The sequence below is a fragment of the Kitasatospora sp. GP82 genome, from assembly GCF_029892105.1.
GTDB lineage: Bacteria > Actinomycetota > Actinomycetes > Streptomycetales > Streptomycetaceae > Kitasatospora.
This window is the reverse complement of record NZ_JARZAJ010000006.1, coordinates 201828-223620: the sequence shown is the minus strand read 5'-3', so window position 1 is coordinate 223620 and position 21793 is coordinate 201828. Positions and strand designations below refer to the sequence as shown.

Annotated in this window: 21 protein-coding genes and 1 pseudogene; 5 read left to right on the top strand and 17 right to left on the bottom strand. The window is 70.4% G+C overall.

The window, feature by feature from the left end; genetic code table 11:
• The first annotated feature begins 229 nt into the window (after positions 1 to 229).
• Entirely contained in the window at positions 230 to 484 is a 255-nt protein-coding gene (locus P3T39_RS08825; RefSeq protein ID WP_280696799.1) for a hypothetical protein, read from the top strand.
• 97 nt (positions 485 to 581) lie between these two features.
• Here the strand turns inward: P3T39_RS08825 and P3T39_RS08820 are convergent, their stop codons facing one another.
• From P3T39_RS08820 to dnaK, 12 genes are all read right to left on the bottom strand, one after another.
• Positions 582 to 1592 carry a DUF6801 domain-containing protein gene (locus P3T39_RS08820; protein ID WP_348534319.1) on the bottom strand — a complete coding sequence of 337 codons (1011 nt, stop codon included), beginning with the start codon at positions 1590 to 1592 and terminating at the stop codon, positions 582 to 584.
• A gap of 21 nt (positions 1593 to 1613) precedes the next feature.
• On the bottom strand, positions 1614 to 4466 hold the full coding sequence (locus tag P3T39_RS08815) for an NACHT domain-containing protein (RefSeq protein WP_280696797.1): 2853 nt from the start codon (positions 4464 to 4466) through the stop codon (positions 1614 to 1616).
• A gap of 146 nt (positions 4467 to 4612) precedes the next feature.
• On the bottom strand, positions 4613 to 5107 hold the full coding sequence (locus tag P3T39_RS08810; protein WP_280696796.1) for a hypothetical protein: 495 nt from the start codon (positions 5105 to 5107) through the stop codon (positions 4613 to 4615).
• A gap of 240 nt (positions 5108 to 5347) precedes the next feature.
• On the bottom strand, positions 5348 to 5797 hold the full coding sequence (locus tag P3T39_RS08805; RefSeq protein WP_280696795.1) for a DUF1931 family protein: 450 nt from the start codon (positions 5795 to 5797) through the stop codon (positions 5348 to 5350).
• 35 nt (positions 5798 to 5832) lie between these two features.
• Positions 5833 to 6702 (bottom strand): cyclic nucleotide-binding domain-containing protein, encoded by an 870-nt coding sequence (locus tag P3T39_RS08800; protein WP_280696794.1) that lies wholly within the window; start codon positions 6700 to 6702, stop codon positions 5833 to 5835.
• A gap of 11 nt (positions 6703 to 6713) precedes the next feature.
• Positions 6714 to 6977, bottom strand: a complete 264-nt coding sequence (locus P3T39_RS08795; protein WP_280696793.1) for a UBP-type zinc finger domain-containing protein — start codon at positions 6975 to 6977, stop codon at positions 6714 to 6716.
• 53 nt (positions 6978 to 7030) lie between these two features.
• On the bottom strand, positions 7031 to 7477 hold the full coding sequence (trxA, locus tag P3T39_RS08790) for a thioredoxin (RefSeq protein ID WP_280696792.1): 447 nt from the start codon (positions 7475 to 7477) through the stop codon (positions 7031 to 7033).
• A 2-nt stretch (positions 7478 to 7479) separates the two neighbouring features.
• A complete protein-coding gene (clpB, locus tag P3T39_RS08785; RefSeq protein WP_280696791.1) occupies positions 7480 to 10101 on the bottom strand; it encodes an ATP-dependent chaperone ClpB in 2622 nt (873 codons plus the stop codon).
• Positions 10092 to 10475 carry a chaperone modulator CbpM gene (locus P3T39_RS08780; protein ID WP_280696790.1) on the bottom strand — a complete coding sequence of 128 codons (384 nt, stop codon included), beginning with the start codon at positions 10473 to 10475 and terminating at the stop codon, positions 10092 to 10094. The genes clpB and P3T39_RS08780 overlap by 10 nt, the downstream gene beginning before the upstream one ends.
• The gene (locus P3T39_RS08775) at positions 10472 to 11434 is read right to left on the bottom strand and encodes a J domain-containing protein (RefSeq protein WP_280696789.1); all 963 of its coding nucleotides are present in this window, start codon (positions 11432 to 11434) and stop codon (positions 10472 to 10474) included. The genes P3T39_RS08780 and P3T39_RS08775 overlap by 4 nt, the downstream gene beginning before the upstream one ends.
• A 6-nt stretch (positions 11435 to 11440) precedes the next feature.
• Complete coding sequence (locus tag P3T39_RS08770; RefSeq protein ID WP_280696788.1) at positions 11441 to 11959, bottom strand: nucleotide exchange factor GrpE; 519 nt, start codon at positions 11957 to 11959, stop codon at positions 11441 to 11443.
• A gap of 9 nt (positions 11960 to 11968) precedes the next feature.
• A complete protein-coding gene (dnaK, locus tag P3T39_RS08765; protein WP_280696787.1) occupies positions 11969 to 13873 on the bottom strand; it encodes a molecular chaperone DnaK in 1905 nt (634 codons plus the stop codon).
• A 272-nt stretch (positions 13874 to 14145) separates the two neighbouring features.
• Between dnaK and P3T39_RS08760 the strand changes: the two genes are divergently transcribed.
• Together P3T39_RS08760 and P3T39_RS08755 are read left to right on the top strand one after the other, a co-directional pair.
• Positions 14146 to 15837, top strand: coding sequence for a helix-turn-helix domain-containing protein (locus P3T39_RS08760; RefSeq protein ID WP_280696786.1), 1692 nt, complete (start codon positions 14146 to 14148; stop codon positions 15835 to 15837).
• A gap of 207 nt (positions 15838 to 16044) precedes the next feature.
• Positions 16045 to 16260, top strand: a pseudogene (locus P3T39_RS08755) (uracil-DNA glycosylase); the annotation flags it as partial.
• Between the two features lie 29 nt (positions 16261 to 16289).
• Here P3T39_RS08755 and P3T39_RS08750 read toward each other — a convergent pair.
• The 4 genes from P3T39_RS08750 to P3T39_RS08740 all read right to left on the bottom strand — a co-directional run bounded on the left by P3T39_RS08750 (position 16290) and on the right by P3T39_RS08740 (position 19144).
• Entirely contained in the window at positions 16290 to 17252 is a 963-nt protein-coding gene (locus P3T39_RS08750) for a hypothetical protein (protein WP_280696785.1), read from the bottom strand.
• A 371-nt stretch (positions 17253 to 17623) separates the two neighbouring features.
• The gene (locus P3T39_RS08745) at positions 17624 to 17956 is read right to left on the bottom strand and encodes a helix-turn-helix transcriptional regulator (RefSeq protein ID WP_280696784.1); all 333 of its coding nucleotides are present in this window, start codon (positions 17954 to 17956) and stop codon (positions 17624 to 17626) included.
• 4 nt (positions 17957 to 17960) lie between these two features.
• A complete protein-coding gene (locus P3T39_RS37525) occupies positions 17961 to 18146 on the bottom strand; it encodes a tyrosine-type recombinase/integrase (RefSeq protein ID WP_348534320.1) in 186 nt (61 codons plus the stop codon).
• On the bottom strand, positions 18143 to 19144 hold the full coding sequence (locus P3T39_RS08740) for a site-specific integrase (protein WP_348534321.1): 1002 nt from the start codon (positions 19142 to 19144) through the stop codon (positions 18143 to 18145). Before P3T39_RS08740 ends, P3T39_RS37525 begins: the two co-directional genes overlap by 4 nt.
• A gap of 337 nt (positions 19145 to 19481) precedes the next feature.
• Between P3T39_RS08740 and P3T39_RS08735 the strand changes: the two genes are divergently transcribed.
• The gene (locus tag P3T39_RS08735; protein WP_280696783.1) at positions 19482 to 20078 is read left to right on the top strand and encodes a YbhB/YbcL family Raf kinase inhibitor-like protein; all 597 of its coding nucleotides are present in this window, start codon (positions 19482 to 19484) and stop codon (positions 20076 to 20078) included.
• 495 nt (positions 20079 to 20573) lie between these two features.
• On the opposite strand, the gene P3T39_RS08730 is transcribed toward P3T39_RS08735, so the two are convergent.
• Positions 20574 to 21065 carry an FBP domain-containing protein gene (locus P3T39_RS08730; protein ID WP_280696782.1) on the bottom strand — a complete coding sequence of 164 codons (492 nt, stop codon included), beginning with the start codon at positions 21063 to 21065 and terminating at the stop codon, positions 20574 to 20576.
• A 71-nt stretch (positions 21066 to 21136) separates the two neighbouring features.
• On the opposite strand from P3T39_RS08730, the gene P3T39_RS08725 reads away from it, so the two are divergent.
• On the top strand, positions 21137 to 21706 hold the full coding sequence (locus P3T39_RS08725; protein WP_280696781.1) for a TetR/AcrR family transcriptional regulator: 570 nt from the start codon (positions 21137 to 21139) through the stop codon (positions 21704 to 21706).
• Positions 21707 to 21793: the final 87 nt, after the last annotated feature.

Genomic DNA, 21793 nt, shown 5'->3' with positions numbered 1-21793 from the left:
CTGAGATTTGCCTGCCGGGCGTGTGCCTACAAACCGCGGCCGGGGCCGTGACCTGAAAGGTTGGGCACAGATTACGTCGCGGGTTGCCCGGGCCGGATCGACGAGGCGTGACGGTTTGTCCAGAATAGTGATGGATCGTCACGCGGTGCCCGATGAGTCATTGTCAGCAAACCCCCACCGCCACCTTCGTGTGGGCATGCGACGTCAACTACATTGCCGCGGGTCAGCCGTGTGCCGAACCCCGTGTGCCCACCGACTGTCGAAGTCGGGCGTCCTTCGTGACCCCCTGCCCGCCCGGCGCAGGCTCCGCGTCAAGGCCCGCAGCCGCAAGAACCCGACCGGCAAGTACGACCCGAACGCCGGCAAGCACCCGGCCACCGCACAGACCCATACCTTCCACCCCGACCTCGTGATCTTCGAAACCGGGATCGCTCCACGCCCCGTCGCTAAACGCAACGGTGTCGCCCCCGATGAACACCTGTGATCTCGCTCGGTCGGGGGGACCGACCTGCGCGGACGGTGTCCCATTCAGGGTGCCCGGTCGCCTGTCCGGCGAACGGCACCGAGTGCCATCTGCCGCCTCAGCCGCTGTCGCCGGTGCGGCGGCGGTTCCTCAGTCGCGAGCCGAAGCGGAAGGCGACGGCGCCCGCGACAAGAACGCCAGCAGCCAGCAGGGCGATGGCCGTCGTGCCCAGGCCACCGGCCGTAGGGCGGATCGTGGATCCGGTCGGACCCGGCACGGGATCGGTGGAGGTCGGACCAGTCGGGGGACCGGACATGGTCGAGCTGGACGGGCTGGCCGTCGTGGGCCCGGGGGGCGTCGGCGTCAAGGACCCTGCGGTGCTCTGCGTCGGGGCGGGCGACGATGGCACCGGCCCCGGGTCGGGCGGGCCGGGCGTCGGGGTGCGCGGGCCGGGCGTCGGGTCGGGCGGGCCGGGCGTCGGAGGGGGCGGGGCGGGCGTCGGAGGGGGCTGCGTGATGGCGAACGACGCCGCGATGTTGTTCTGCCCGCCGTCCAGCGTGCACGACACATCGATGCTGCCCACGAAGGTCGGGTTGCCGCTCGCATCCTCGGTGATGAGGTGCAGGGAGATGCCGCCGACGGTGATCTTCCCGTTGCCCGGCTGGCTGAACGTGAGTGATGGCGCGGTGCCGGATCCCGCGAGGTCGAACGGACCGGATTGCGGGAGGGCGGTCTTCGCGATGATGGCCGGCACGCTGACGGGGATGTCGCCCTGCGGCGCGGTCACGGTGATGCTGGCCTGGCCCGTGCCCTCGATGATCCTCACGCCGAAGAAGCCGAGCCCCTGCGCGAGGCCGTTGGGCGCCGTCGTCACGGCTGAGATGCCGAATTTCTGACTGGGCTCACCGACGGCGACCGAGTTCGGGACGTCCGCGTCCATCCTCACCCGGAGATGCTGGGCGCCGATGTACGGAAACGTGCATGTGTACGACAGTGTGGGGGAAATCGTTTGAGCAGCCGCGGTTCCGGCTCCGAAGACTCCCACGATTCCGCCTGCGGCCCCGACGGTCGTCGCGACCCCGAGGGCGATCTTCGCCCTTGCCCTTCCCGTGCTGCGCCTGGAAATCATGATCCACCTTCCATCGGCTTTTCAGTCGTGATTCGCAGTGGTAGGCGACTGTCGCGTATCCCCGGGAGTGAGACGGTCCCCTGGTCGCGGGCCAGGTGCCGCACTGGCCGTGTCTGGCGAACTCGGTCGGCGAGGTTCGTCACGTTCCTGGAAGACGCGGCTCAGGCGGTCCTCGACCCGAGCGTGGCGGAACTGATACACCGCGCCGGCCTGGCGCAGCACCCCTCGTTCGTGGGCGTCGTCCAGGAAGGCGACCAGTGCCCACGGCAGCCGCCCGGTCAGCGGCAGCCAGATGCGGCACAGGGCCGCCCACTGGCCCCAGGCGGTCAGGACGAGCCCGTACCCGAGCCCGCCGGCGAACGCGCCCTCGAGCCCGAACACGAGCCCGAACTCGATTCCGCGCACCGGCCCGTGCGTGAGTCCGTCGATGAACCCGGGCACGGGGCCGAACACGAGCGCCCACACAAGCAGACGGCCAACCACGTTCCTGCGGTTCGTGTCCAGCACGTCGGTGGGCCGGACGGCGGATTCGGGCGCTATGGGAGCTTCCAGCAGGGCGGTGAGCCCGAGCACGAGCCCGGCCCCGATACCGAGACCGGGAACGAACAGGAGCGCGCCCCAGATCCCGTCCCCGAGACCGTCGTCGAGGCCGAGCGCGGCGACCACGACCCGGTCGATGAGTACCAGTCCGAGCGCCGCCGTGAGCCCGGCCCCCAGACCGATCACGAACCCGCGCAGGACCCTGCCCGGAGCCTTGCCGGTCCCGCCGCGGATCCGCAGGCGTACCGGCGACGGCTTGAGGTCCTCGTGTCTGGACGCGAACCAGTACACGAGCCCGCAGACCGTTCCGGCCGCCAGGCCGTGCAGGAGCCCGACCACGAGTGCCCGCACGAGCGCGAACCCGAGCCCGTGCGAGGTCGCGACCAGGTCCACGGGTAGGTTCCCGATCGCGGTCGTGACCCCGAAGGCCAGTGCCGCGAGGAACCCGATGAGGAGCGTGCGCGACGGCAGGCTCATGGTGGTGCCCAGTTCCCACCAGGCGAGGTCGTGCTTCTCGCGCTGGACGAGGTGCCGGGCCAGGTAGCCGAGCCAGTGCTCGGCCCGCTCAGGGGGCCAGCTCCGCCGCCGGCGGCGGCGCCGGCCCCCTGAGCGGGCCGGCAGGGGGCGGCGGTAGGCGGCGGGGACGAATGCGGCCAGTAGATGGCTCTGCACGTCTTCGGGGGTCGGGAACCGGCCGGTGTCCAGCAGGTCCTGCGGGTCCTGCGGGTCCTGCGGTTTGCGTCCGGGAGTGTCGCTGTAGACGGTGCGGGCCAGGGTGACCATCAGCGGAGTGGCCAGCGCCACGGCGACGTTCTCCGCGCCCGGGCTGCGCGGCTGTTCCCTCAGCCGGGCGAGGACCGGTTCCCATACGGTGCTGTGCAGGTCTCCGCCTGCGGCCGGTTGGCTGGCGCGGCGCAGGTAGTCGGCGAAGTCGCGCGGGGCGAGGTCGTCCAGTTGAATGCCGGCGGCGGCGCTGAGCACATTCCGTGCCTGGCCGTACTCCTTGGGGCGGCTGGTGAGCAGCAGTGGCATGCTGGTGTCGCTGAGTACTTGGAGCGCCTCATCCCGTAGGTCGCTTGCGATCTCGTCGAACCCGTCGAGTACGGGCAGGATCCGGTCCGCGTCGACCAGGGCGCGGGCCAGGCTCCTTCCATCCGCGGCTGGAGCTGCCAGGTCGGGGTAGTCGCGCACCAGTTGGCTGCACATCCAGTCGCGCAGCGAGGTGGCGGTCGGGTCCCACGAACCGAAGCTGAAGATCACTGGTACGTGGTCGCCGCGGTCGGGGTTCGGGGGGTGCAGCAAGCCGAGGACGAAGCGAAGGGCCAGGACCGTCTTGCCCGCCCCTGCCTCACCGAGCACCACCAGCCGACCGGACGGGACGGACTTGTACACATCCACGATCTTCTCGAACTGGTCGGCCAGCTTGAGGGGCGGTGGGTCCATCCCGGGCGGGGCCTTGCGGATCTTGGCCCAGTGGTCGAAGCGACCTGTGGCGGCGTTGTGGAAGCGCACGGCAAGCGAGGAAGAAGAAAGGTGCAGACGTCGCCGCTCCCACTCGGTGTTCCACTGCTGATACACCTTTACGGCAAGTCCTTTGGCCGCTTCCTGCAGCCATGGCGCGCTGTCCGATGGCGGCTCCGGCGGGGGCTCGTTCAAGGCTTCGGTGGGGCCACCGGCCAGGTACTGGGTGATCCGCCGCCCACCGTGCCGCAGTGCCTCGGCCAGCCTTCCGTCAGCGGTGGCATGCCTTGCTGCCCGTTGCAGGTCGTCATCGCTGAATTCGTCCCGGACGGTGATGCACCGGCCGGCCAGTAGTTCGCGGGCCTGGGCATGGAGGTCAGGGGCTGCGGGAGTGGGGCGGGCGGTCAGCTGGTGGTGGTAGTCGGTCCGCAGGGTCCCGAGTACAAGTACCGGCCTGGGGCCCTCGGCGAGGAGGCGGCGCAGTTCTTCGCCGGCCTTCTCGCCCGGTTCTGCGAGGAGGTAGCGGTCGGACTCGTTCAGCCAGATCACGGTGTACGGCGCCACCTGGTCCTGCGCGAGCGTGTCGCGGAGTTGCTCGGCAGAGCGGGGGTGCCACAGCCGCCACTTCGGCTCCGATTGCAGGGAGCGCAGCGACATCAAGAGCGCTCGCGTCTTGCCGCAGCCGGGGCCGCCGACCAGTACGCGCATGACCCTGCGGGTCTGCGCCTCCTGTACGGCACTTTCCAGTGCCTCGTCGTGGTTCCGGCGGATGTAGGGCGGCAGCACGCCGGTGTTGTCGCTGGCTGTGGCGGTGCTTTGCCGCACTCCGAGGTGCTCAACCGCATACGCATCCGTGACCTCACCAAGCGGCACGCTCACCACCTTCCCGTGCCTGTCGCCAGTCGGAGGCGGGGGGTAGATGTTGATCCACGCGGTATCGGCGGCGATGCTGCCGTGGTCGGCGGTGATGCTGGTGCTTCGACCAGGTTCGGAAGGGCTCTGCGGGGTGCCGGGTACGCTCAGCCCTGGGGCGGACCCGGCTCGGGAGGGTTTCCCGCCCCCGGCTGCGCCGGGCCACCGAGGGTGACGTTGCCCGTAATGGTCCACGCGGCAACTGCACCGTGATCGGCGCTGATGTCCACGTTCCCGCCCACGGCCTGACCGCCGTCTCCCGCCGACACCCCACCGGCGGTGGGGGTCTGGGCCTGCAGGTGCTTCACTGCCCGCTCCAGGGCTTCGGCGAAGCCGGGGTCCTGCTCTGCTGCGTCTTCCAGCGCGAGCTGCACGCGCTGCCGGGTGCGGTCACTGGGCTGCGCCTGGCCCGCTTCGGCTTCCTCGGTCAGTTTGTGCAGCGCCGGGTCCTGCCCCAGCTTGTGGCTGACCAGGTCGTGGAGCTTGTCCATCCCCGCATCCAGCCCCCGGTCGACCTCCGCGTCCGCCCGGTCGGCCACCCGCTTGGACTTGCGCACCGCCCACGCGAACAGATACCCCACCGCGATCTCTAGCCCTGTCACCGCACCCCCAGGATCAGCACTGACTGTGACTGTACCCTCACTGCGGCAGAGCGACCCAACCCGCAGCTCACAGGCTCCGGGCCGACCGCCGAGCCACCTGACCGCGGATCAGTCCTGGCCGTACGGCCGGGGCCCGCGGTGCGGCGCGGCCACCTCCGCAAGGCCCTGGTCGACCAGGGCTCCAAGACCTCGGTCCTAGCTACCTCACCGGCATTGCTCCGTCCATGCATTTTCCGGCGTTCAGATCAGGAGGTCGAAGAGTTCGAAGGCTTGGTCCCACTGCTCGGTGGCGGGACGGCGGGTTTCCGGGGCGATCGTCTTGAGGGCGCGGCCGAGGGCGACGCTGAGTCCGCCGGCGAGCAGTGGCAGCCGGGCTTCGGTCTCCTCGGAGGCGTCCATCCCGAGGGCGGGGCGGGCGGCGATCTGGTCGAGCAGGGGGCGCAGCTCGATCTCCTCGTCCAGTTTCTTGAAGGTGTGGATGCTCTCCTGCAGGCCCTTGGTGATGGGGAGGTCCTGAGGCTGGATGATGTCCTGGTCGTTGGCCTTGGCGTTGGCCGTGCCGATGACGAAGAGGTCGTAGAGTTTGGCGTCCACGAAGTCGTTGTAGCGCTTGAGGTCGTTCTTGCTGACGTCGAGGCCGGCTGCGGCTCTGAAGAAGTGTTCGAACTTGGCAATTCCCATGACGGGCATGCGATTCACCTTCTCTTACGGTGGGTGAGTGGGTGTCAGCGGATTCCGGGTGATCCCACCTCTCTGAGGTGCTCGTGGACCAGGCGGACGGCCATCGAGCCTTCGCCGACCGCCGAGGCCACCCGCTTGACCGAGCCGCTGCGGACGTCGTCGGCGGCGAGGATTCCGGGGCGGTCGGTCTCCAGGGCGAACGGGGTGCGAGCGAGGTGGTGCCAGAGTTCTGCGGGGGCAGCGCCGGCCAGGCCTGTCCGGTGGGGATCGAGCCGTGCGGGTCGAGGCGGATGGTGCCGACGAGCCAGGAGGTGCGGGGGCGCGCCGATGAAGACGAACAGGGCGTGCACCTCCAGCGCGCGCTGTCCGCCGGAGCGCTTGTCCCGGACCACAACCGACTCGACCCGATCGGTGCCGGTGACTTCCTGGACCTCGGTGTGCAGCATGACCTCGATCCTGGGGTGCTGGGTGATCCGGTCGACCAGGTAGCGGGACATGCCGGCAGCGAGGTCGCCGCCGCGGACCAACAGGTGGACGGTGGGCGACTGGGCTGCCAGGAAGAGCGCGGCCTGGCCGGCGGAGTTGCCGCCGCCGACGACGGCCACCGGGTCCAGGCGGCAGGCCCTGGCCTCCCAGAGCGTGGCGGCCAGGCCGAGCTCGCCGAGGAAGGACCCGGGGCCGTGCAGTTGGAGCGTTTTCTCCTGCTCGCCGTGACCTTCGACCACGGCGACCGTGCCACTCAAGACCACGAAGAACTCCCGGCTGGGCTCGCCCTCCCGGTAGAGCAGATCACCTTCGCGGACCTGCCGCCGCTGCCCGCTGGCGCTCAGGACAGCGATCTGATCGTCAGTCAATCGCGGGAAGGCGCCGTAGGGGTCCGGTGTCGGCGCGGGTGTGGGTTGGTCGGTGGTCACGCGTGACTCCTTCAGGCCATGGCCTCGTGGACGTAGCACCAGCGCCAGTCCTCACCCGGCTCGAAAGACTGCACGATGGGGTGACCGACGGTCGCGGCATGGCCGCGGGTATGCCGCATCGGGGATGAGTCGCAGCATCCGACGTGCCCGCAGGTGAGGCAGAGCCGCAGATGGAGCCAGGTCGCCCCCAGGCGCAGGCAGCCCTCGCAGCCCTGCGGGGTCCTGGGGGTGACGGGGCGTACCAGCGAGAGATGGGGGTCGGGCAGGACGTTCATCGCAGCCTCCGGCGCGAACGGTCCGGCAACATCACCACGTCACATCCTCACTGTCAGGCGGCTTGGGCGCTGTCCGCCAGGGCCTTCTCCACCCACTGGCGCAGCGCCGGGGCGGGGGCGGCTCCGGCCTGGCGGGCGACGGGCCGGCCGTGGTCGAGGACCAGCAGGGTGGGCACGGCCTGGACCTCGAAGCGCTGGGCCAGGGCGAGCGACCTGTCGATGTCGACCTTGACGAGTTTGATCCGCCCGGCCAGTTCGGTCGCGACCTGTTCCAGGGCGGGGCTGACCATCCGGCAGGGGCCGCACCAGGTCGCCCAGAGGTCCACCAGGACGGGCAGTCCGGCCTGCTCGACGACGGCGGCGAAGTCGTTGTCGCCGGCTTCGGTGATCCAGGGCAGCGGGGTCTGGCAGTTGCCGCACCTGGGGCGGCCCTGTGCGGCGGCGGGGAGGCGGTTGGCCTTTCCGCAGTTGGTGCAGCGGACGGTGGTCGTGGCACTCATGGCTACTCCTGCGGTTCGTCCTGGAAGCTGACGACCAGTTCGCCGTCCCGGGCGTCGACGACGATGGTCACGCCCTCGTGGACGTCGCCGGCGAGCAGTGCCCGTCCGATCTTCGTCTCGACCTCGTGCGAGATGAAGCGGCGCAGCGGCCGGGCGCCGTAGACCGGGTCGTAGCCCTCTGCGGCGATCAGGTGGCGGGCCTCCTCGGTGAGGACGAGGGAGATCCGCTGCTCGCCGAGGCGCTTGCGCAGGTCTTCCAGCAGCAGGTCGACGATGCGCTCGATCTCGGCGAGGCCGAGCGGGTGGAAGAGCACGATGTCGTCGACGCGGTTGAGGAACTCGGGGCGGAAGTGCCGGCTGAGTTCACCCATCACGAGATCCCGCACCTCGGGTTTGATCTCGCCGCCGGCGGTGGCGTCCTGGATCAGGTACTGCGACCCGATGTTGGAGGTCATGATGACGACGGTGTTGCGGAAGTCGACTGTGCGGCCCTGGGAGTCGGTGATCCGACCGTCGTCCAACACCTGGAGCAGGGTGTTGAAGACATCGGCGTGGGCCTTTTCGATCTCGTCGAAGAGGACGACGGAGTAGGGCTTGCGACGTACGGCCTCGGTGAGCTGGCCACCCTCCTCGTACCCGACGTATCCGGGGGGTGCACCGACGAGACGGCTGACGGTGTGCCGCTCCTGGTACTCGCTCATGTCGAGGCGGACCATGTTGTTCTCGCTGTCGAACAGCGCGGCGGCGAGGGTCTTGGCGAGTTCGGTCTTCCCGACGCCGGTGGGGCCGAGGAAGATGAAGGAGCCGATCGGCCGGCGCGGGTCGCGCACGCCCGAGCGGGCCCGGATCACCGCGTCGGCGACCAGTTGGACGGCCTCGTCCTGTCCGATCACCCGCTGGCGCAGGATCTCGTCCAGGCGGAGCAGCTTCTGCCGTTCGCCTTCCTGCAACCGGCTGACCGGGATGCCGGTCCAGGCGGAGACGATCTCGGCGATCTCGTCGGCCGTGACCACCTCGCGCAGCAGTCGGTTCTCGCCCTGCTTGGCGGCGAGTTGCTCCTCCTCGGCGTCCAGGCGGCGCTCCAGTTCGCTGATGGTGCCGTAGCGCAGCTGGGCGGCGCGGTTGAGGTCGTAGGCGCGTTCGGCCTCCTCGGCCTCCTGCCGGGCGCGTTCCAGCTCCTGGCGCAGTTCCTGGACGCGGCGGATGGCCTGGCGTTCGGCCTCCCACTGGGCGTGCTTGGAGTCCAACTCGCCTCGCAAGTCGGCGAGTTCGCGCCGCAGGTCCGCCAGGCGGGCGCGGCTGGCCGGGTCGGTCTCCTGGGCGAGCGCCGCCTCCTCGATCTCCAACCGGGTTGCCCGGCGGGTGAGTTCGTCGAGCTCGGCGGGCATCGAGTCGATCTCGGTGCGCAACCTTGCGCAGGCCTCGTCCACCAGGTCGATGGCCTTGTCGGGGAGGAAGCGGTCGCTGATGTAGCGGTGACTGAGGGTCGCGGCGGCGACCAGCGCGCCGTCCTGGATCTTGACGCCGTGGAAGACCTCCAGGCGCTCGCGGATGCCACGCAGGATGGAGATCGTGTCCTCCACGCTCGGCTCGTCGACCAGGACGATCTGGAACCGGCGTTCGAGGGCGGCGTCGGACTCGATGTGTTTGCGGTACTCGTCCAGGGTGGTGGCGCCGATCATGTGCAACTCGCCGCGGGCCAGCATCGGCTTGAGCATGTTGCCGGCGTCCATCGCGCCCTCGGCGGCGCCCGCGCCGACGACGGTGTGCAGCTCGTCCACGAAGAGCAGGATGCGTCCCTCGGCTCCCTTGACCTCGGCCAGTACGGCCTTGAGCCGTTCCTCGAACTCACCGCGGTACTTGGCGCCGGCGACCAGCGATCCCATGTCCAGGGCGAACACGGTCTTGTCGCGCAGCCCTTCGGGGACGTCGCCGCGCACGATCCGCTGGGCCAGGCCCTCTACGATGGCGGTCTTGCCGACGCCGGGTTCGCCGATCAGCACCGGGTTGTTCTTGGTCTTGCGGCTGAGGATCTGGATCACCCGGCGGATCTCGGCGTCGCGGCCGATCACCGGGTCGAGGCGGCCGGTGCGGGCTTCGGCCACGAGGTCGCGGCCGTACTTCTCCAGCGCCTCGTAGGCGGCCTCCGGGTTGGCGGAGGTGACCCGCTGGTTGCCGCGCACCCGGGTGAGGGCGCTCAGGAAGGTGTCCCTGGTGATCCCGTGCTCCGCCAGTCGGCGCCCGGCGCCGGTGGCCGAGCCCTCGTCCACCAGGGCGAGCACCAGGTGCTCGGTCGAGACGTACTCGTCCTTGAGCCGTTTGGCCTCCTGTTCGGCCGTGTCGAGGAGCCGGGCGAGGCGCTGGGTGACCGTCACCTGGCCGGGTGTGGCGCCGGGACCGGTGGTGCGCGGGCGTTTGGCAAGGTCGGCCCGGACGGCGGCGCGCAACACGGCCGGGTCGGCGCCGGCCTGCTCGAACAGCCGGGGCGTCAGGCCGTCCTGCTGGTCGAGCAGGGCCAGCAGCAGGTGTTCGCCGTCGACCTGGTTCTGGCCCAGACGCACCGCGACGCTCTGCGCTTCCTGGAGGGCTTCCTGGGACTTCTGGGTGAGGCGGTTCATGTCCATGGGATTCGCTCCTTGGCGGCCCGCTCGCGGTGGCGCAGCGCGCTCTCCAACTCGTCGATGCGGTCGAGCAGGTCGAGGACGAGCCCGATGGCGGCGTAGTTGAGGGACAGTCCGGTCCGCAGTCGCTGGGTCCGGGCGATGGTCGCCGGGGCGCTGGTGCGGAACCACAACCGGCCGAGGCGGTCCCGCTCGGCGTCCACCAGCCCCAGGGCGACGAAACGTCGGACCAGGTCGGGTGACAGGCCACTGTGGTGGGCGACGCTGTCCAAGGACAGCCGGTACGGGTCGGGGCGGTAGATCCGCACGAGCGGGTAGCGACCACCGGTGTTGTCCGGTCCGATGCCTTCGGCGGGAGGACGCTGCTGGGCTCTCATGTCTGCTTCCTCGGGTCAAACGTCGATACGGCGGCCAGTTCCTCCAACAACTCGCGCTCGCGCGGGCTCAGCGAGGGCGGCACCATCACCCGGATCTCGGCGTAGAGGTCACCGGGGGAACCCTTGGGGTTGGGCATCCCCTCGCCTCGCAGTCGTAGCCGGCGGCCGGTGGAGGTGCCCGGTGGGACGTGGACCTTTGCGGTGCCGCCCGGCCCGCTGACCGGGATGGTCGCCCCGAGCGCGGCCTCCCACGGGGTGACGGGCAGGTCGACATGGATGTCGCGACCCGAGAGGCGGTAGCGCGCGTGCGGGGCGATCCGCACCACCAGGTAGAGGTCCCCGGCGGCGCCCTGGCCGCGGCCCCGGCCGCCCTCCCCCGCGAGCCGGATCCGCTGTCCGTCGACCACGCCGGCCGGGACGGTCACGTCATAGGTGCGCCCGCCGCCCGGCCCGCCGAGGGTGATCTTCCGTCTGCCGCCCCGGTAGGCCTCTTCCACGGTGAGCGTGAGTTCGGCCTCCTGGTCGGCGCCGGGGACCGGCCCGGCACGCGCCCGGCCGGCCGGGCCCGCTCGGCCACCGAAGATACCGCCGAAGAGCTCCTCGAAGTCGACATCGGACGCGTCGTACTGCCCTCCCGTCGTCCAGACCCGCGCGCCCCCTCGGCCACCCGCCCCGGCGTACCCGCCCCTTCCCCCGAAGCCCTGGGCGGCGGCCGCCCGTTCGTCGTAGTCCTCGGGGATCTGCCGGAAGTCGGGGCCGAAGCGGTCGTACCGGGCCCGGGTGTCGGGGTCGGAGAGCACGCTGTATGCCTCGTTGAGCTCCTTGAAGCGGTCCTCGGCGGCCGGGTCCTTGTTCACGTCCGGGTGGTAGCGGCGGGCCAGGGTACGGAACGCCTGCTGGATCTGGGCCGCGTCGGCGGTCTTCGGGACGCCCAGCACCTCGTAGTAGTCGCGGGCCATGGCGTCTTACTCCGGCTTGCGGCTGACCGCCACCGCCGCCGGCCGCAGCTGCCGCCCGGGCTCACCGTACCCGGGGCGCAGCACCTGGACGACGGTGCCCGGAGCGGTATCCGGGGCGGTATCCGGGGCGTCGACCACGGTGACCACGTCGTGCAGCGCGGGGTCGAAGGGGACGCCGGTCTCGTCGTGGCGCGGGTAGCCGAGGCTTCTCAGCACCTCGACGGCCTGGTCGCGGACGGCCCGGACGCCCTGGACGATCGACCCGGGGTCGGCAGCCGCGTGGGCGAGGGCCAGTTCGAGGTTGTCGAGCACCGGGAGCCAGGCAGCGGCGACCCTGGCCCGTTCGGCCTCCAGTTCGTGGGGCCGCTCACGGGCGTGCCGCTTGCGGAGGTTGTCCAGATCGGCGAGCGCCCGCCGCCACCGGTCCTCCAACTCCTCGATCTCGGACATCTCCCGTGCCGGAGCCGCCTCTTGCGAGAGCTCCGGCGCCTCCTCCGAAGGACGGTCCTGGTCCTGTTCCGACATGACGCCGCCTCAGCTCCGGTCGAAGTCGGCGTCGATGACGTCGTCGTCGCCCGCGCCACCACCCGAGGCGCCGCCCGAGGGTCCGCCACCGGCGGCCTGGCCGGACGCGCCTGAGGGCCCGGCCGAGCGGGCGGCCAGTCCGGCGTAGACCTGCTGGAGCTCGGAGGTGAGGCTGCGGGCGCGGTCCGCGGGTGCCTCCTCCTTGATGGCCGCGCGTGCCTGATCGATCAGCAGCTCGGCGCGGGCCCGCTCGTGCTGCGGCGCGGCGTCGCCGAGCTCGCTCAGGCGGCGTTCGACCTGGTAGGCGACCGCGTCCAGCTCGTTGCGGGCGTCGACTGCCTCGCGCAGCGCTCTGTCGGCGGAGCGATTCTGCTCGGCCTCGGCGATCATCCGCTCGACCTCGGCCTGGTCGAGGTTAGAGCCCTCGCTGATGGTGATCGACTGTTCGGCGCCGGTGTCCTTGTCCTTGGCGCTGACCTTGAGGATGCCGTTGGCGTCGATGTCGAAGGTGACCTCGATCTGGGTCTGCCCGCGCGGCGCGGGCTTGATGTTCTCCAGCCGGAAGCGGCCCAGCACCCGGTTGTCGGCGGCCATCTCACGCTCGCCCTGGAGCACCACGATGTCCACGGCCGGCTGGTTGTCCTCGGCGGTCGAGAAGATCTCGGACCGGCGGGCGGGGATGGTGGTGTTCCGTTCGATGATCTTGGTCATCACGCCGCCCGCTGTCTCCACGCCCAGCGAGAGCGGGGTGACGTCGAGCAGCAGCACATCCTTGACCTCACCCTTGAGCACTCCGGCCTGGACGGCGGCGCCCAGCGCCACCACCTCGTCCGGGTTGACGGTCATGTTGGGGTCCTTGCCACCGGTCAGGCGCCGCACCAGCGCCTGCACCGCCGGGATGCGGGTCGAACCACCGACCAGGATGACCTCGTCGATGTCGTTGTCGGTGACCTTCGCGTCGGCCATCGCCTGCTTCACCGGGCCCAGGCAGCGCTCGACCAGGTCCGCGGTGATCTGCTCGAAGGTGGAGCGGCGGACGGTCTCGGTCAGGTGCTTCGGCCCGGAGGCGTCCGCGGTGACGAACGGCAGGCTCACCTGGGTCTGGGTGACCGAACTCAGCTCGGTCTTGGCCTTCTCGGCGGCCTCGAACAGCCGCTGCAGGGCTTGCGGGTCCTTGCGCAGGTCGATGCCCTCGGTCTTCTGGAAGTCGTCCGCCAGGTAGTCCACCACCCGGCGGTCGAAGTCGTCGCCGCCCAGGTGGGAGTCACCTGCGGTGGCGCGGACCTCCACCACGCCGTCGCCGACGTCCAGGATGCTGACGTCGAAGGTGCCGCCGCCGAGGTCGAAGACCAGGACGGTCTCGTGACCCTTCTTGTCCAGCCCGTAGGCCAGCGCCGCCGCGGTCGGCTCGTTGATGATCCGCAGGACCTCGAGGCCGGCGATCTTCCCGGCGTCCTTGGTGGCCTGCCGCTGGGCGTCGTTGAAGTAGGCGGGCACCGTGATGACCGCCTCGGTCACCCGCTCGCCGAGCGACTTCCCGCCGTCGTCGGCGAGCTTGCGCAGCACCTGCGCGCTGATCTCCTCAGGCGCGTACTGCTTGCCGTTCACCTCGAATCGGGCCACCCCGCCCGGTCCCTCCACCACGTCGAAGGAGACCGCCTTGGCCTCCTCCACGACCTCGTCGTAGCGACGGCCGATGAACCGCTTCGCGGACGTGACGGTGCCCTTCGGGTTGAGGATCGCCTGCCGCCGGGCCAGCAGCCCCACCAGCCGCTCGCCGGTGTCGGAGAAAGCCACCACCGAGGGTGTCGTCCTGGATCCCTCGGCGTTCGGTATCACGGTGGGCTCACCGCCCTCCCAGACCGCGATGACCGAGTTGGTCGTACCGAGATCGATGCCGACTGCCTTCGCCATGGGAATCTCCTCCGTCGTGACACGGACCGGTCGTGACCGTGACGCGGGCCCCGGCGAGACCGCCGACGACAGCCGCGCGAGTTCGCGCCCACGCCAGCGGCCAGCCTCGCGCGACAGTCCTCGGGATTCCTCGCCCTGGCAGGACGAACCCGCAACGGCCCTCTCGTCCGCCAGGACGGGCAGCAAGCCCGCGGCCTGCCGCTGAGGGCCCGCCTCGGGCGGCGTAGCGTGGTAGCAGCGGCTGATGTCCCGAGCCCCGAAGGGGGCCTGTCATGGATGACGCTGTCCCTCTCGCGATGACGGCCTCACCACCGCACGCGGTCCCGCCAACGGCTGGGGTCGCGCACACCCTGCTACGCCACACCACGGCGATGTTCGAGGGAGTCGACGAGTTCGCGGTACTGGGGGCTGCCAGGGCCGCGATGGCGGCGCTCGGCCCGTTCGACGCGGCCCACCTGCTGCACAACGGCCTGCCGGTGCGCTGCGCACCGTTCACTCCCGCCGTATCCGGCGCGCGGCCGCACACCGCAGCCACAGCCACCGGCCACCCGGACGGCGCCGGCGGCTGCTGGATGCGGGTCTACGCCCTACGTGACGGCGACCGCTGTCTCGGCTACCTCGTCGTCCGAGCCCGCACCGCACCCTCGGCCGACGAGACCGCCCTCGCCGACCTGCTCGTCCGGCAGGCCCGCATCGCCCTCGCATGGATGGCGCGGCGCCGGCTGGAACGCGCCACCGCCGCGGACCACGACCGGCTGAGGACTGCGGAGGTCCGGCGCGACGCCGACCCCAGCGCGACCGTCGCGGTCCTGGAGCGCACCGCCGCCGGCCACGAAGCGCTTGCCCGCGCGGCGGCCTCCGGCCGGGGCGAGGAGGGCATAGTCCGGGCTCTCCACGAACTCACCGGGCTCCCGGCGCTGACCGAGGACCTCTTCGGTAACCTGCGGGTCTGGGCAGGCCCCGGTCAGCCCCCGCCCCCTCGCGGACCTGACCTCGGACCCCGAGAAGAGCTGCTGCAGCGCGCACGGCACCAGCCGGGCGCCGTCCGTGACCGGGACCGGCTGATCGCCCCCATCGCCATGGCCGGCGACCTGCTCGGCCTGGTAGCCCTGGTCGACCCGGACCGGCGAGCCGGGAAGCCGGACACCTCCGCCCTCGACCAGGCCGGCCTGGTCCTGGCCCCGGAGCTCTTCCACGCGCGCAGGCTCGCCCTGTTGGAACCACAACTGCGTCGTGATCTCGTCGACAGGCTGATCTCGGGCCGGGCGACCGAGGACATGTTCGCCTGTGCGGCCACCTTCGGCCACGATCTGCACCGGCCGCACCGGGTCGCCGTACTGCAGTGGCCCGGGCCCGCCGACCAGGCGGCGCTCGGCGACGCGGTCGCCCGCGCGGCCGCTCGCCTGCGCCTGGACGTGCTCATCGGCGCCCGCCGGGAGACCACGGTCGTGCTGGCAGTGGGGCTCGACTCCGGGGACGCGCTGTACCGGGCCGTCTCCGACGACCTCAACACCCGGGCCGGGGCCATCGGAGTCGGCGGCCGCTGCGACAGCCCCGCAGACCTCCCGCACTCCTACGACGAGGCCGCCCGAGCCCTCACCGTGCGGCGCAGATCCCACGACCCGCACGGCAGCACCAACTTCGAGGAGCTCGGCCTCTACCGCATGATGGGCACCGGCGACGGCGAACGGGAAGCCGACCGCTTCGTCCACGAATGGCTCGGCGCCCTGCTGGACTACGACGCGCGCCACCACACCGACCTCGTCACCACGCTCTCGCGCTACCTCGAGAGCGGCGGAAGCTACGACGCGACCTCTGAGATCCTGCTCATCCATCGGAGTACCGTGCGCTATCGCCTCCAGCGCATCCGCGAGATCACCGGCCACGACCTCAGCGACGTCGAGGCCCGGCTCAACCTCCATGTCGCCACCCGCATCCGCAACGTGTTCTACGAACCCCGTTGACGCCCGGGGCTGCGCACGCCCGAGTTCCGAGAACACTGGTTTCGGAGCGGAGGCTGACCGACGATGATGACCATGGCCGAGTGGGTGGAGCGCTGGGTCGAGCGTGACCCACCGTCCCCGCACTGCGGGAGCTTCTGGATCGTCTCGGCGACGAGGAGAAGGAAGAGGAGTAGTCACGACTGCCCTGCGGCACGCGGGGGGCGCACGGTGATTGCGAGGCCGTTGTACGAACTCGTCGATCCGGGCTGGGCGAAGGCGCTCGAACCGATGGCGGATCGGATCACCGCGATGGGGGACTTCCTGCGTGCGGAGGTTGCCGCGGGGCGGACGTACCTTCCTGCTGGCGCGAACATTCTCCGGGCGTTCCAGCAGCCCTTCAACGAGGTATGGGTCCTGCTCGTGGGTCAGGACCCATACCCCACTCCATCGGTTCGACTGATCCCCGGGGCCACTCACGGGCCAATGGGGTGCGGCCGCTTGTCGGGGTGGGCCGTGAAGACGTACTTGACCGCGGTCACGTTGGCGATGCCGAACTGGCGCATGAGACGAACGGGATCGGCGCTGTCTCGGGCTTCGTCAAGGATGCGGTCGGTGCGCAGTGCCTGAGCGGTGAAGCCGCTGTGTCGGAACGGCTTCTTGATGACCCCGGCGCAGACCGCAGGCCCCGTGCTGTCGATGGCGGTCTGTCGGCTGACGATGAGGTAGGGGTTGGTGCTGTCCGGCCACCGTTGGTGGCGGTCCCGGATCCACGCGTAGACCAGGTTCATGAGGAAGCCGTCGAGGTAGAAGACGTGGTCCAGGCGCTGGGGGCGCCGTACTCGCTGACGGGCCTTGGAGCGGTCGAGGTCGGCGAGGCGCAGGCTGGCGACTTGCTGGGGGGCCAGGGCGTGGACGGCGACCAGGGCGACGATGAGCCGGCTTCGGCTGTCGGGGAGCTGGTCGAGGATGCCGGTCAGGCGGTCTGAGGGCAGGGTGGTCGGCAGGGGTCGGGCGGAGGTCAGGCTGACGGTGCGGGCGGGATCGCGGAAGATCAGGCGCTCACGCCGCAGGGCCCGGAACAGGGATCGCAGCGCACCGTGGACGGAGCGGGCGTGATGGCCCGCCAGGGATTCGAGGGCTGCTTCGATGTGCTCGGCGGTGACCTGACGAGGGGTGCTGATGCCGGTGGAGTGCCAGGTGCTGAGGGGGATCACCCACGACGGGCCGACCCCGCGCTCGCTCGCCATCCGCCCGAGCTCGGCGCAGACCAGCTCCAGGTCGGGGAGGGAGCGGCCGTGGATGCGGGCTCCGTCCGTGATGGTGAACAGCCGCCGGGGCGTGGGGAAGAGGCCGAGTTGGCCCGGCACTTCGGGCGGGCACAGCGCCGGATCGTCACGGACGGGCTCCGGGAACCGTGCCCGTACCCAGGCCGGCACATCGCGGTGGGAGCGGGGTCCCTCCCCTCGCAGAGGCCGCGCGTCCGGCAAGCCGATCCTCTCCAGGCGCAGCGCGAGCTGGCGGCCGCGGCTGGCCGGAAGGCTCTCGTGACGTAGTTCTGCCCAGAGCCACGGATCGTCCTGCCCGAGCCGTACGGCGAGTAGGCAGCCCCGGCAGCACCCGTCCTTGGCGAGTGCCTGTGTCCAGCCGCACCGACGGCAGCCTCCTGGCTGCCAACCGTTCCCACCCCTGGCGTGGGCACGCGCGCACTCCGGGCGCTACCCGCCCGTCGGCATCAGGCCCCAGTCCAGGCACTCCTCGCACGACCCGGCCCGCCGGGTCCGTCCCCGCCCCATTCGCGCCGCCCCGGTTAGTTCGGCGGAAGCGCGCGGCGCCGACCGCCACTTGAGGGCCTCGGCACGGGACGCACCGCACCCGTCTGCCCGACCGCCCGCGGCGCCTCGCTCTTCCGGTCCTGGGCCGCGGCGACGGTCTCGGCCTCCATCAGGTCCGCTACCGAACACTGGAGCGCCGCACAGATCAGGTCGAGGTCCTCCAACCGGACCGTGACCGGCTTGTTGGACCACAGGGCGGCGACCTTGCTCAGCGAAGGGTTGAAGCCCACCTCCTGGAAGGCCCCCAGGAGCTGGGCCGGCCGCCAGATGTCCCGCCGGGCAGCCACCCAGCGCAGGTTCCACTTCATCGGATCACGCCTCCACGCTCAGCCGGCGAACCGCTCGCCGGGAAGATTCCAGACACATCCGCTCCGGGTCGCCCTTGGCGGTCGCCAGGTACCCGACCGTGGTCGAGGCCCAGGTATGGCCCAACAAGACCTGCACATCCCACAACGGCATCCCGGCCTCATAGTTGTGGGTCGCGCAGGCATGCCTCAGCAGATGGGGAACAACTCGGTGACCGAGCCCTTGAGGTACTCGCGGGACGCCGCCTTCAGCGCGCGGCGGAACGTGTCGGGAACCACCGCCAGCGAGATCGGCAGGTTCAGGTCGGCGACCGACCTGGGCAGCCGCTCGGAGGGGAACAGCGGCGCGTGCGGGTCGGTCGGGTCGTCGCCGAACTCCCCCCGCACCTCCTCGACGAACCACCACAGCAGCTCACGCCCCTCCCGGAACAGGCACGCCTCCCGCTCCCTGGGCCCAGAGCCCCGCGCGCCCTTACCCTGCACAAGGAAGCGGCCCCACTGCCCGTTCTCCCAGTGCACGTCGCCGATCCGCCCCCGGCACAGCTCGGCTGCGCGCACGCCCGAGATGTAGGTCAGCTTCGATATTACGTAGTTGCGCACCGCCACGGGGTACTTCCGCGCGGTGGGAAGAGCGGCACGCCAGGACCTGAAGAAGTCCTGCGTCTCCCTCGCCGACGGAGGGATGCGCAGCCCGAAGTCGCCACGGTGCCGGGGACGGTTGAACGCGTCGACCGGCGACTCGACCGCGGCACCGAAGCGACGCAGGATCTCCCCCGCGTAGCGCTGCTCCAGGAAGGCGAAGTACCCGTCGATCCGGTTGATCTTCGAGCGCATCGTCGTGTGGCGATTGGGCTTGCCCGGGCCGGCGAAGTAGCGGTCCAGCTCCCGCGAGTTCAGCCGCCAGGGAACGACGTCGTAGAACGCGCAGACCTCAAGGACCGGCTGTACAAGAGCATCCAGAGTCTTTGGGGCAAGACCGGCGACGTCCCGGGCCCAACAGTACTCAGCCAGCGAATCCTGAAACAGCGCCCGTTCCGCCTCAAGCTCGGACAGCTCGACGGCAGGGCGCTGCAGCGTCAGGACATCGGCAAGCCCTGGCTCGACCACCGGGGTCTCGCCAGAGTCACCGTGCGGAGCAAGGCCGCCTCCGCCATCGAGGACGGTGAAGCGGCGACTCCCGGAATCTGCCACAAACACGCAGATTACGAGTGGGACTCCTGGAATCTGCGAGTTACCGTCAGATTCTCACGCGATTGAGTGAAGCCCTATCACGTGGCCGTGACCTGCATGAACAGGCGTAGTTAGCTCAAGATGCCAGCAGGGGAACCCGTCGGCTCTCCACTTTCCTCCTGTTCGTTGTACCGCCCCGCCCGTGCGATGGATACGGCTCCGTACCGGCCGGTAGCTGTCTGCTGCTGCTGGGACGGCAGTTGAATGGTGTCCGGTTCCGTGACCAGGGAGTCCTGTCCGCCGGTCAAGGCAAGCGTCGATAACCAATCGTGCAGGATCGGACACCTACAGTGGTGATATGCGAGGATCCCGAATCCAGGCGCCTGTGGTGGCCGCGGCAGTACTGCTGGCGTGCGCTGCCTGCGCCTCCAGCACCTCCGAGCCCGGTCCTGACGCGCAGGCATCCGCCGCAGCGACCGCGCGCACGGCCTCTGCTCCCACCGGCCCGCTGGCCCTGACCCGGGGGCAGGGCTTCGACCAGTCCGGCGCATTCACCTCGCTCATGACCTGCGACGACCCGCAGGACTACTCGCCGGGCCTGAACTTCGCCGACGTGCCGACCGGGACGGCGGAACTCGCGCTCGTCATGGTCGACTTGGACGTGAACAAGATTCACTGGCTGCAGCTCGGGATCCCGGCCGGCGCTCACGGGCTCACCGCCCACCAGCTCATTCCGGGCGCCCGTGAGGCCCTCAACGACTTCGGAGAGGCCACCTACACCGGGCCCTGCCCACCCCATGGCAGCACTCACAGATACCAGCTGACGCTGTACGCGCTGCGCGAGCCGATGCCGACGTCCTTCGACGGCAGTACACCACCTGCCCAGACTCTCGGGGAGATTCAACGTCGAGCACTCGCCTCGGCCGCGCTGGTCGCCCCTTACACACGCCACTGACGGATGATCCGACCCCACTCGGGTTCCGCAATCCGTGGAGCCTGAGGGGTCGGTACGGTCGACCGGGCGGCGTCACTGAGTGGAGGGGCGGTCAAGTGGCCGTATCCGAAAGCTTCTGGACGGCGAAGGTCATGTGCTGGATCCGGCCGAAGCGGATCCAGGTGCCGGCATCGCCGGAACCCTTGCTTCCCGAGCCGTGGGCGCAGTCGTGGAGCCACTGCTCGCCCGTGCTGAAGGCGGGGCCGCGAAAGCCGGGGGATTCGACGATCTGCCGGGCCGGCGCTCGGACCGCGGCCGCAGAGGGCCTCCTCCAGCAGCATGCCCCCGTTCGGCACCCGGTCCGGGCGGGGGTGCACTGGTGCGCGGCGCGGCCGCCCGGCCGGACACCGACCGCACCGGGAAGGCGGCACCCCTTGAAGAAGACGCCCCTTCACTATCTGGCCACCCGCCAGGACGGCACCGTGTTCACCGCCGCCTCCGGCCCCGCCCGACGGGTCATGCGGTCACCTTGGCGATGAACGCGGCGATATTGGACGCAGTCCGCTGGATCTTCTCTTCCAGAGTGATCGACTCGTGGAGCCGGGCGCCGACGCCCGAGTCCTTCTGGCCGCGTACGTAGAGCGAGCAGGCGAGGTCGCTGCACAGGTAGGCGCCCACCGAGTTGCCCTGCTGCCCGCCCTTCCCGGCCCGCGGCGCGACCATCAGGGAGACGCCGCCGGTGTGGGTGGTCACGCACACCGAGCACATGCTGCGCCGGGCCTGCCGGGAACTGGGGCCGGAACTGCGCAGCACGACGCCAACCGGGCGGCCGTCCAGCTCGGCCACGAGACAGGCGCGATCAGGGGACTGGGGGTCTCGCCAGCCGAGGAAGTCCAGGTCGTCCCATGGCCGGTCGGCCAGGTCGCGCGGGACGAACAGACGCTTCGCCGCGCCCTTGCCGCAGTTCACGAACCCGGCACGGATCTCTTGCTCAGTCAGTGGCTTCATGAGTGGTAGGCTAAGTTTCCTAAATCGATTAGGCAAAATCTTAATCGACTCTGCCGGAAGGGAGGGTGGTCATGGCACGAGCAGGACTGACCACGGAGCGTCTCGCCCAGGCTGGGGCGGAACTGGCCGACGAGGTCGGCTTCGACAAGGTGACCGTCCCGGCACTCGCCAGGCGGTTCGACGTCACGACCGCGAGCCTGTACTCGCACATCAAGAGCTCCCAGGACCTCAAGGCGAAGATCGCCCTACTCGCCCTGGAGGAACTGGCGGACCGGGTCGCCGCCGCCCTGGCCGGGCGCGCCGGCAAGGACGCCCTGACCGCCTTCGCCAACGCCTATCGCGACTACGCCCGGGAGCACCCCGGCCGCTACGCCGCGGCGCAGCTGCGACTCGACCCGGAGACGGCGGCGGCCAGCGCCGGCGGCAGGCACGCGCAGATGACGCGGGCGATTCTGCGCGGCTACGACCTGACGGAGCCGGACCGGACACACGCGGTCCGGATGCTGGGCAGCATCTTCCACGGCTACGTCAGCCTGGAGATGGCCGGCGGCTTCAGCCACAGCGCCCCCGACTCGCAGGAAACCTGGTCATGGATCCTGGATTCCCTCGACGCCCAGCTGCGCAACTGGCCCAGGTCCTGACCGCGCCCCCACGGCACCGGCCACCGGCCACCGGCCACTGACCGCTCGACTTTGACGTATCGGCGTGTCCGGACGACTCGGACGCGC

Excerpts from the sequence above, each read along its gene's own strand:
- P3T39_RS08775 (WP_280696789.1), bottom strand. The coding sequence starts at position 11,434 with ATGGCCCGCGACTACTACGAGGTGCTGGGCGTCCCGAAGACCGCCGAC.
- P3T39_RS08760 (WP_280696786.1), top strand. The coding sequence starts at position 14,146 with ATGGATGACGCTGTCCCTCTCGCGATGACGGCCTCACCACCGCACGCG.
- P3T39_RS08725 (WP_280696781.1), top strand. The coding sequence starts at position 21,137 with ATGGCACGAGCAGGACTGACCACGGAGCGTCTCGCCCAGGCTGGGGCG.
- P3T39_RS08795 (WP_280696793.1), bottom strand. The coding sequence starts at position 6,977 with ATGAACGTCCTGCCCGACCCCCATCTCTCGCTGGTACGCCCCGTCACC.
- P3T39_RS08745 (WP_280696784.1), bottom strand. The coding sequence starts at position 17,956 with ATGAAGTGGAACCTGCGCTGGGTGGCTGCCCGGCGGGACATCTGGCGG.
- P3T39_RS08730 (WP_280696782.1), bottom strand. The coding sequence starts at position 21,065 with ATGAAGCCACTGACTGAGCAAGAGATCCGTGCCGGGTTCGTGAACTGC.
- dnaK (WP_280696787.1), bottom strand. The coding sequence starts at position 13,873 with ATGGCGAAGGCAGTCGGCATCGATCTCGGTACGACCAACTCGGTCATC.
- P3T39_RS08735 (WP_280696783.1), top strand. The coding sequence starts at position 19,482 with ATGCGAGGATCCCGAATCCAGGCGCCTGTGGTGGCCGCGGCAGTACTG.
- P3T39_RS08780 (WP_280696790.1), bottom strand. The coding sequence starts at position 10,475 with ATGAGAGCCCAGCAGCGTCCTCCCGCCGAAGGCATCGGACCGGACAAC.
- P3T39_RS08805 (WP_280696795.1), bottom strand. The coding sequence starts at position 5,797 with ATGCCCGTCATGGGAATTGCCAAGTTCGAACACTTCTTCAGAGCCGCA.
- clpB (WP_280696791.1), bottom strand. The coding sequence starts at position 10,101 with ATGGACATGAACCGCCTCACCCAGAAGTCCCAGGAAGCCCTCCAGGAA.
- P3T39_RS08770 (WP_280696788.1), bottom strand. The coding sequence starts at position 11,959 with ATGTCGGAACAGGACCAGGACCGTCCTTCGGAGGAGGCGCCGGAGCTC.
- P3T39_RS08820 (WP_348534319.1), bottom strand. The coding sequence starts at position 1,592 with ATGATTTCCAGGCGCAGCACGGGAAGGGCAAGGGCGAAGATCGCCCTC.
- trxA (WP_280696792.1), bottom strand. The coding sequence starts at position 7,477 with ATGAGTGCCACGACCACCGTCCGCTGCACCAACTGCGGAAAGGCCAAC.